Annotated in this window: 4 protein-coding genes; 2 read left to right on the top strand and 2 right to left on the bottom strand. The window is 67.4% G+C overall.

Annotated elements, in window-relative coordinates:
* Positions 1 to 184: 184 nt before the first annotated feature.
* Positions 185 to 2,236 carry a CocE/NonD family hydrolase gene (locus OK17_RS12100; protein ID WP_461417585.1) on the top strand — a complete coding sequence of 684 codons (2,052 nt, stop codon included), beginning with the start codon at positions 185 to 187 and terminating at the stop codon, positions 2,234 to 2,236.
* 17 nt (positions 2,237 to 2,253) lie between these two features.
* Here OK17_RS12100 and OK17_RS12095 read toward each other — a convergent pair whose 3' ends face one another.
* Both OK17_RS12095 and OK17_RS12090 read right to left on the bottom strand, forming a co-directional pair.
* The gene (locus tag OK17_RS12095; RefSeq protein ID WP_461417584.1) at positions 2,254 to 3,252 is read right to left on the bottom strand and encodes a bile acid:sodium symporter family protein; all 999 of its coding nucleotides are present in this window, start codon (positions 3,250 to 3,252) and stop codon (positions 2,254 to 2,256) included.
* 28 nt (positions 3,253 to 3,280) lie between these two features.
* A complete protein-coding gene (locus OK17_RS12090) occupies positions 3,281 to 3,802 on the bottom strand; it encodes an SdpI family protein (protein WP_232718380.1) in 522 nt (173 codons plus the stop codon).
* 130 nt (positions 3,803 to 3,932) lie between these two features.
* Between OK17_RS12090 and leuS the strand changes: the two genes are divergently transcribed.
* On the top strand, positions 3,933 to 6,818 hold the full coding sequence (gene leuS, locus OK17_RS12085; RefSeq protein ID WP_232718379.1) for a leucine--tRNA ligase: 2,886 nt from the start codon (positions 3,933 to 3,935) through the stop codon (positions 6,816 to 6,818).
* Positions 6,819 to 6,826: the final 8 nt, after the last annotated feature.

Raw genomic sequence — 6,826 nt, 5'->3', positions numbered from 1 at the left:
TGCGAGGAGCGCCAGCGACGAGCCACGAAGCCCCCGCGACAAGATCTCCCAACCCCGCCCGTGGCAATCGAGCACAACCAGCGGTGACCTACCTCACCCTCGATGCTAAGTTGTGATCGCTTGATCAGGTATCGCCGCGACGACGCTCAGCCGTCGGCTCGGCGAATCACACGCGGGGGTGTGTATGGGCGGGTCGTCGAAGAGTGTTCGTCTGCTGGCGGGGGTGATCGCACTCGTCGCAGTGTTGGTCGCGCCGACCGTCGTCGCGGGCGCCGCACCGAGCGGACCGACGGGCGGGGCGGCGGCAGCGCGTTGGGCCGCGAGCCACGACGGACCGCAACCCTATGCCGGCGTGAATGTCAGCTGGGACGTGCCGATCCGGATGAGCGACGGCACCGTGCTGCGGGCGAACGTCTACCGGCCTGCAGACGCCCGCGAACGTCCGACGTCGACCAAGACGCCGGTCATCGTCAACATGACCCCGTACACCAAGCTGGTCAGCTCGATCGGTTCGGCGGTCACCCAGCATCCGGTGCTCGAACCGTTCCTTTTGCAACTCGCCCGGTCGATCAATCTGTCGGGCACCCCGATCGACGGCATCAACGACATCGCCCACACCATCCGTGACGGCGGCGCCAAGACCTTCCTCGTCGACTTCGACCTCGTCCGGAGCGGTTACACGCAGGTCGTCGTCGACGTGCGCGGCACCGGCTTCTCCCAGGGCAAGTGGGATGTCTTCCAGGACCGCGAGCAGCGTGACACCGTCGAGGTCATCGACTGGGCGTCGAAGCAGCGGTGGTCCAACGGCAAGGTCGGCATGTCGGGTGTCTCCTACTCGGCGATCAACCAGATCCAGGCCGCCAACAAGAACCCGAAGGCGCTCGAGGCGATCTTCCCGGTCGAACCCGGTGGCGATCTCATCCGCGACATCGTCGCGCCCGGTGGCGCACTCGGCGTCGGCTTCCTTCCGCTCTGGCTGACGCTGGTCAACACCACCAAGATGGTCCCGAACGTGGCGTCGATGCTGAACGGCACGTTCGACTGGAAGTGGCTGGCCGACCGGATCGCCGATCCGCTCACCTTCTATCCGCAGCTTCTCGCCGGCCTGTTCACCCCCGACATCGCGTCGGTGCCGCCGGAGCTCGAGGAGTTGCTGGAGACCGATTCCGGGCCGCGCACGGCCTGGCTCGACCGCGCCGAGAAGATCACCACGCCGACGTTCATCTACGGCGGTTGGTTCGACCTGTTCACCAACTCCGAAGTTCGCATGTACAACAAGATCCCGCTCCCCCCGGGCAAGAAGCAGCTCATCATGGGCGATGGCTACCACCTCACCATCGGTGGCGGCCAGCAGGGACGGGCCGGCACACCGCCGCGGCTCGACGTCCTGCAGAAGGCGTGGTTCGACAAGTGGCTCAAGGGGATCGACAACGGGATCGACTCCTACGGTCCGGTGAATCTCAAGCAGGTCGGCGACTCCTGGATCACCGCGCAACAGTTCCCGCGCGCCGGGATGGAACGCCAGCGTCTCTACCTGAGCGACCGTCGTAGCGGCACTGCCCCGTACGCGGTCCGCGATGGCAGCCTGACTCCCAAGGCGCCGCAGTCGCGCGCCCGTATGACCATCGCCCCCGGCCTCGCGCCCATGTGTTCCCGCGATGCAGCGCAGCAGATGGCCGGCGCGCTGGCCATCTTCCCGGGCTGCTCCGACGACGCCCGGATCTCCGAACGGGCCGCACTGTCGTTCACCACTCCCCCGCTGACGACGACGCGCAGCGTGTCCGGTTACTCGAATGTCCGGCTCAACACCGTGCTCGACGCCACGGACGGGTATTGGACGGCCACCCTCAACGACGTCGCCCCGGACGGCACGTCGAAGGTCATCACCTCCGGGCAGGTGGTGTCGTCCCTGCGCGGGTACGACCGCGCGGCATCGCAGTTCGCACCGAACGGCGACGTGATCGACCCGTTCTACAACCTCACCCTGTCGACGCGGCAGCGGGTGGCGCCGGGGCGGCCGGTCAGCATCGACATCGGTCTGCTGCCCACCGAGGCGATCGTGAAGCCGGGCCACCGCCTGCGGGTCGACGTGTTCGCGATGAACTTCCCGCGCGGCCTCCCGTTGCGGCCGTTGCTCAACGAGTCCGGTCTGAAGCCGCAACACATCCAGCTCGACCCGAACCGCCCGAGCTTCGTGAACCTGCCGCTGTCGACGCCGATCCCGACCGCCGGTTGAGCCTGTCGAAACCCCGGTCAGCTGGTGGCCTCGACCGCTTCCGCCTCACGTCCGTATCGCGTGGCCAGCCACGAGCAGATGATGAGCTGGATCTGATGGAAGATCATCAGCGGTAGGACGATGAGGCCGACGGTCGAACCGGCGAAGAGGACGGTGGCCATCGGGAGTCCGGTGGCGAGGCTCTTCTTGGTGCCGCAGAACTGGATGGCGATGGTGTCCGCGCGGTCGAAGCCGAGTTTCTTCGGCGCCCAGCCGGTCACCACGAGCATGACCAGCACGAGCAGCAGCGAGATCACCGCGACGGCGATCACCTGGGCGGCGTCGACCGACGACCAGATGCCGTTGACGACGCCCTCGCTGAAGGCGACATAGACGACGAGGACGATGGTGCTGCGGTCGGCGAGCTTGGTGATCTTGGCGTGCCGGGCGAAGAACGGGCCGACCCAGGGTCGAGCGAGCTGACCGATCACGAACGGCACCAGGATCTGCGCCACGATCTTCAGGATCGACGTCGCGTCGATGCTCGCATCGCCGGTGTTGTGCATCAGCGCGACCACCAGCAGCGGGGTGAGGAACACGCCCAGGATGTTCGACGCGGAGGCGCTGACGATCGCGCCCGCGATGTTGCCCTTCGCCATCGAGGTGAACGCGATCGACGACTGCACCGTCGACGGCACGAGGCACAGGAACAGGAGTCCGGCGTAGAGATCGGAACCGATCAGCGGCTCGACGACCGGCTTCAGGGCCAGACCGATGATCGGGAACGCCACGAACGTGAACGCCAGGATCGTCACGTGGAGGCGCCAGTGCTTCAAGCCTTCGAGTGCTTCACGCGGGTGGAGTCGCGTGCCGTAGAGGAAGAAGAGGGCGCCGATCGCGATGATGACGACCCACTCGAACACGTCCCCGGCAGCACCGCGGACGGGGAGGAAGGCGGCGACGACGACCGCGGCCACGATCGCGAGGATGAATCCGTCGATCGGTGAGCGGTCGAGAAGTTTCTTGAGCGTGCGCATACGTCAGAGCTGCCGGCCGCAGGCCAGGTCAGGCCTGGGCGGTGTCGCTCGAGCAGACGCCGCGCAGCGAGCACGCACCGCAGCTGCTGGTGCCGCAGTCGGCGGCGGGCTCGGAGGTGCCCTGCTCCCCGGCGGGCTCGGCGTGGCTGTGACCCTCGTCGTGACCCGAGCAGCACGAGCAACCCGCGTCCTCGGCCGGCACGGTGGCAGCGGCGCGAACTCCGATGGCGCTCACCAGGCCGATGACGACGAGTGCGGCCACCAGGGCGACGACGCCGAAGAGGATGGACCAGCCGCCGTCGACGGCAAGGGTGGCCACGGCGCCGAGGACGAGGATCACACTCGCCCCGATGGTGCCCGGTGCGGCGACGCGGTTGGCGACGCGGAAGGCCTCGTCGGAGCGCATGGTCTCGTCGGTGCGGACACCGAAGCGGCGATTGCGAGGAAGTGAGCCGCGGAGCCCGCGGACCCCGACCGTGGCCCAGAGCCCGGCCAGCGCGAAGAGCAGCACGGCAACGGCGACGGACAGGGCATTCACGACCCACAGCATACGACCGCGTCCACCGTGCAACCGAATCGAGCATCGTCGGTGAGCTGCACCTCATAGAGGTGTTCTCCGGTCGCGGGTGACGGGCTGACCGGATTTCAGGCTGGTCGGGCCCAGGATTTACCCTGGTCGGGTGACTTCAGTCGACACCACCAGCACCAACGGCTCCGCCGGCGCCACCGCTCATCGCTACACCGCGGAGGTTGCGGGCGAGCTCGAGCAGCGCTGGCAGCAGACCTGGTCCGACGAGCGTGCCTACGAGGCGCCCAACCCCGTCGGACCGCTGGCCGGTGACCTGAGCGCGTTCGGCGGCGGCAGCGCCGACGCACCCGACAAGCTGTTCGTCCAGGACATGTTCCCCTACCCCTCGGGCGCGGGTCTGCACGTCGGCCACCCGCTGGGCTTCATCGCCAGCGACGTCTTCGCGCGCTACCAGCGGATGACCGGCAAGAACGTCCTGCACACGATGGGCTTCGACTCCTTCGGTCTGCCGGCCGAACAGTACGCGGTCCAGACCGGTACCCACCCGCGAACGACGACCGAGCAGAACATCGAGCGCTACCTCGGCCAGATCCGGCGCCTCGGACTCGGCCACGACGAGCGTCGTCGCGTCGCCACCACCGACGTCGACTTCTACCGCTGGACGCAGTGGATCTTCCTGCAGATCTACAACGCCTGGTTTGACGCCGATCAGGGTAAGGCCCGACGCATCTCCGAGCTGGTCGACGAGTTCGCCGCCGGCACCCGCGAACTGACCGGTGAGCACGCCGGGAAGTCCTGGTCGGATCTGACTGCGGCCGAGCGCACCTCGGTGATCGACGACCACCGCCTCGTCTACCTGAGTGACTCGCTGGTCAACTGGTGCCCCGGTCTGGGCACCGTGCTGGCCAACGAGGAGGTCACCGCCGACGGTCGCAGCGACCGCGGCAACTTCCCGGTCTTCCGGAAGCACCTGCGGCAGTGGATGATGCGGATCACCGCATACTCCGACCGCCTGCTCGACGACCTGGACCTGCTGGACTGGCCGGAGAAGGTCAAGACCATGCAGCGCAACTGGATCGGCCGCTCGCGCGGTGCCCAGGTCCGGTTCAGCGCGCCCGGCGTCGGCGACATCGAGGTCTTCACCACCCGCCCCGACACCCTGTTCGGCGCCACCTACATGGTGCTGGCCCCCGAGCACCCGCTCGTCGACTCGCTCATCGCCGATGCCTGGCCGGAAGGCACCGACGACCGGTGGACAGGTGGCGCAAGCGATCCCGCAGCTGCCATCGCCGGCTACCGCGCGTCGATCGCGGCGAAGTCGGATCTCGAACGCCAGGAGAACAAGGAGAAGACCGGCGTCTTCACCGGCTCCTTCGCGGTCAATCCGGTGAACGGACAACAGGTTCCGGTCTTCATCGCCGACTACGTCCTCATGGGTTACGGCACCGGCGCCATCATGGCGGTCCCGGCGCACGACGCCCGCGACCACGAGTTCGCCACCGTGTTCGGCCTGCCGATCATCGAGGTCATCGGTTCCGACACCGACGTGCAGGCCGAGGCCTACGTCGGCGACGGCCCGCTGGTCAACTCCGACTTCCTGAACGGCAAGAACGTCGAGGACGCCAAAGCGGCGATCGTCGAACGCCTCGAGGCCGACGGCGTCGGCACCGGCAAGATCCAGTACAAGCTGCGCGACTGGCTGTTCGCGCGTCAGCGGTACTGGGGCGAGCCGTTCCCCATCGTCTACGACGCCGACGGCCAGCCGCACGCGCTGCCGGAATCGATGCTGCCGGTGGAACTCCCGGAGGTCGAGGACTACGCGCCGGTCTCGTTCGACCCCGACGACGCCGACAGCGAGCCGTCGCCGCCGTTGGCCAAGGCCTCGGACTGGATGACCGTCGAACTCGACCTCGGTGACGGTCCGAAGACCTACACCCGCGACGCGAACGTGATGCCGCAGTGGGCGGGTAGCTCGTGGTACCAGCTGCGCTACATCGACCCCACCAATCAGGACACCCTGTGCGACAAGGACAACGAGGCCTACTGGATGGGTCCGCGTCCGGAACTGCACGGCCCGAAAGACCCGGGTGGCCTCGATCTGTACATCGGCGGTGTCGAGCACGCAGTGCTGCACCTGCTGTACTCGCGGTTCTGGCACAAGGTCCTGTTCGACCTCGGCTACGTCACCAGCAGTGAGCCGTACCGAAAGCTGTTCAACCAGGGCATGATCCAGGCGTACGCCTACACCGACTCGCGCGGCATCTACGTGCCGGCCGAGGAGGTCACCGAGGAGAACGGCAAGTTCTTCTACAACGGTGAAGAGGTCAACCAGGAATACGGCAAGATGGGCAAGTCGCTGAAGAACTCGGTGACCCCCGACGACATCTGCCGCGACTACGGTGCCGACACCCTGCGCGTCTACGAGATGTTCATGGGCCCGCTCGACCAGTCCCGCCCCTGGGCGACCAAGGACGTCGTCGGCTCGCAGCGCTTCCTTCAGCGCATCTGGCGTCTCGTCGTCGACGAGGAGTCCGGTGCATCGCGTGTCGCCGACGCCGAGTCCGACGACGACACGAAGCGCCTGCTGCACAAGACGATCGCCGGTGTCCGCGAGGACTACGAGGCCCTGCGCAACAACACCGCCGTCGCCAAGCTGACTGTGCTCACCAACCACCTCACCAAGAACTTCGAGAAGACCGGCGCCCCACGGGAAGCCGTCGAGGCCCTGGTGATCATGCTCGCGCCGCTGGCGCCGCACATCGCCGAGGAACTGTGGCACCGCCTGGGCCACGACACCCTCGTCGTCCGTGCGCCGTTCCCGGTGGCCGACGAGGCCTGGCTGGTCGAGGACACCATCGAGATCCCGGTTCAGGTCAAGGGCAAGGTCCGCAGCCGCATCACCGTCGCCGCCGACGCCGACGAGGACACCCTGCGCACCACCGCCCTCGCCGACGAGAAGATCGCCGCGCTCCTCGACGGTGCCGAACCGCGCAAGGTGATCGTGGTCCCGGGCCGCATGGTGAACATCGTTCCGTGATCTCACAG

This window comes from Gordonia sp. GN26 (assembly GCF_054823965.1).
The sequence above is the reverse complement of the archived record's forward strand: the minus strand, read 5'-3'. Positions and strand labels throughout refer to the sequence as shown.